At 38.3% G+C, this 2,947-nt stretch carries 2 protein-coding genes; one reads left to right on the top strand and one right to left on the bottom strand.

The features are described from left to right. Positions 1–415: 415 nt before the first annotated feature. Entirely contained in the window at positions 416–1,234 is an 819-nt protein-coding gene (locus PLK24_RS06240; RefSeq protein WP_324477358.1) for a PstS family phosphate ABC transporter substrate-binding protein, read from the bottom strand. A 111-nt stretch (positions 1,235–1,345) separates the two neighbouring features. Here PLK24_RS06240 and PLK24_RS06235 point away from each other — a divergent pair, with 111 nt between their 5' ends. Next, entirely contained in the window at positions 1,346–2,755 is a 1,410-nt protein-coding gene (locus PLK24_RS06235) for an L-fucose/L-arabinose isomerase family protein (protein WP_324477357.1), read from the top strand. Positions 2,756–2,947 lie beyond the last annotated feature (192 nt).

Genomic DNA, 2,947 nt, shown 5'->3' with positions numbered 1-2,947 from the left:
CCAAAGTTAGGTCTTGGTAATTTTGGTAGTTTTTTCCCAACCCCAATTTGTTTTGTAAAACCTGTAATGCTTCTCTTCTTTTTTTAACCAGTTCATAAATAAAAAAACCGATAATGAAAGAGACAAAAAAAAGAGTAATAATGATAGAAAGAAAATTTAAACTAGCTATCACGTTGACAAAACACGCTCCATATCATTTATTCTTGCAGTCAGTAATCGGTATTGAGTTAAAAATCACAAAACCCCTAGCCTATTCCAATCAAAAGAGAAGGAATTCTCTAAGCATTTCAAACATTTTCCTTCACCCCACCATGGAAGAGAGATAGGATAAAAGAGTAGAATATTCATTCTCATCTGAATCTATAAATTCTATCTTAGGATGTATTCTTTTTCATAGTTATAATTAATTAGGTTCCTATTGTATAGGAATAAAGCCTTCTTCTTTGACAATCCTCTGCCCTTTATCACTAAAAACATAATTAATAAATTTTAGAGAGAGCTCGTCGGGAACGGTTGCAGTGTAAAGGAAAAGCTCTCTGCTCAAAGGATAGTTCCCACGAATAACATTTTCCTGGGTTGGTTCAACATCATCCAAAGCTAAAACTTTTACCTGGGGAGTAAGATAACCAAAACCAACGTAACCGATAGCATTTAAATTCCTGGACACTTCATCAAGTATAGGCCGATTCGAAGTTAATCTTAAAACTTGAGGTGCCATTTCCTCGTCCTCTAAAATATGATCGTTGAAGATTTCAAAAGTCCCGGAATTGGTATCCCGGGAGATGGCTACTAAAGGTCGATCATACCCTCCCAAATCCTTCCAATTATGAACAAAACCGGTGTAAATTTTTTTAATTGTTTTGCTATCCAGCCGGTCAATAGGGTCGTTCTTTGCATGAACAATGACGGCGATAGCATCATATGCAATGGTATATTCTTGGACATCTAAACCCTTTTCGCGGGCTTTTTGCAATTCATTTTCTTTTATTTCCCGAGAGGACATGGCAATATCAGCAATTTGATCAATAAGTGCTGCAATTCCTACTCCCGATCCTCCACCACTGATAGTAACTTCATATTCCGGGTAATCATTCATAAACTCCTCAGCCATAATTTGTATAATGGGGAGTACGGTTGTTGAACCTTGAATATTAATTTTTTCTTTTGCCGAAGAAAAGCCCACTATAAGGAAAATAAATAAGATGATAATCAAAAAAAGCCTCAATTTAAACATAAAAAACCAACCTCCCATCATGACTATATAGAAAAATGTGATAGTATTAATGATAATAATATTAAAAATTAATCACAATCATTATTATAATGTAAAAAGGGGGTTTATAGTATGAAGCAAACATTAGGGCTAGTCGTTGGAAGCCGAGGATTTTTTCCTGAATGGTTAGTCAAAGAAGGCCGGGAAATCATCCTATCTCAGCTTAAAAAATGGGGTTATGATGTTGTTGTCCTTTCACCCGAAGATACCAAGCATGGTGCGGTTCAAACCTGGGAAGATGCCCAGAAATGCGCTGCTCTCTTTGATGAAAACCGGAAAAAAATATCGGGTATTGTCGTTACCCTACCAAATTTCGGTGAAGAAAAGGCCATTGCCGACGCTATTCGTCATTCTGGATTGAATGTTCCGGTATTAATCCATGCTTTCCCCGACAAAACCTCAGCTCTTGATGTCAAAAGCCGTCGAGACAGTTTCTGCGGAAAGTTATCAATCTGCAATAATTTAAGACAGTACGATATTCCTTTTACCCTTACCAGCGAGCACACTGAGAGTCCGGATTCGGTAATTTTTAAAGAAGATATTGCCGCTTTTGCTGGGGTATCGAGAATAGTTAGTGGTTTCAAGAATTTAAAAGCAGGTGCCATAGGAGCTCGGCCAAACGCTTTTAATACTGTTCGCTATTCAGAAAAAATACTTGAGAGTTCTGGCATTTCGGTTGAAGTTATCGACCTTTCAGAAGTTTTAGCTCGAGTTGAGAAACTTAAAGATTCCGATAAAAAAGTGGCTAACAAAGTAAAAGACATCCACAATTACATCAACACTTCAGGAATTCCTGATGCTCCACTGGTCAAAATGGCTAAGCTTTGGTTAGTCGTAAACGAATGGATCAAAGAAACCGGTGTAAAACTTTTTGCTTTTCAATGCTGGTCCTCTATCCAAGAAAATTTTGGAATCATGCCTTGTGCGGTGATGAGCATGTTCAGCGATAATTTGATTCCAGCCGCCTGTGAAGTCGATTTAACTGGAGGACTGGCAATGTATGCTCTTCAACTTGCTTCTCAAAAGCCATCAGCCTTGGTTGACTGGAATAATAATGTTGATGATGACCCCGACAAAGCCATTCTATTCCACTGCAGTAATTATCCTAAATCCTGCTTAGAAGATTTTCGCATGGGATTCGGTGATATAATCTCCACTTCTGCAGTATCAAAAGAGCAAGCCTATGGAACCTGCTATGGTACTATTCCGTCTGGGCCAGTTACCATTGCCCGCCTTGCTACTGATGATATCACCGGTTCCATTACTGGTTACCTTGCCGAAGGAAACATTACCGCTGACAAGTTCCCCACCTTTGGAGGAATTGGTGTTGTCGAAATCGAAGATCTGCAAGACCTCTTGGCGTTTCTCTGTGAAAACGGCTTTGAGCATCATGCCGCCATCAACCTAGCTCATTCTGCTAACATTTTGTATGAAGCTTTTGATAAATATCTGGGTTTTGATACCTATTGGCACAACGCTTAATTTCATTTTCAGGAATAAATTTTATAACCAAAAAAAAAGGGAGGTCAAATAACCTCCCTTTTTTTGTATTCATCTTCCCTTCCTCAATTCTAAAAATTCATCTATAAGCTTGATAAATCAAGCCCCTTCCAAAGATTTTAAAAAAGACGTCATCCTGAGCGGTGCTTTCCCGCGTGAGGATCTCATCTTTTA

The organism is Atribacter sp. (genome assembly GCF_035418125.1).
In the GTDB taxonomy this organism is placed as follows: Bacteria; Atribacterota; Atribacteria; order Atribacterales; family Atribacteraceae; genus Atribacter; species Atribacter allofermentans.
Note: the sequence above shows the minus strand (reverse complement) of the source record. Positions and strands in the feature narration are given on the sequence as shown.

Coding starts and splice junctions, on each gene's coding strand:
- PLK24_RS06240 (WP_324477358.1), bottom strand. CDS start 1,234: ATGTTTAAATTGAGGCTTTTTTTGATTATCATCTTATTTATTTTCCTT.
- PLK24_RS06235 (WP_324477357.1), top strand. CDS start 1,346: ATGAAGCAAACATTAGGGCTAGTCGTTGGAAGCCGAGGATTTTTTCCT.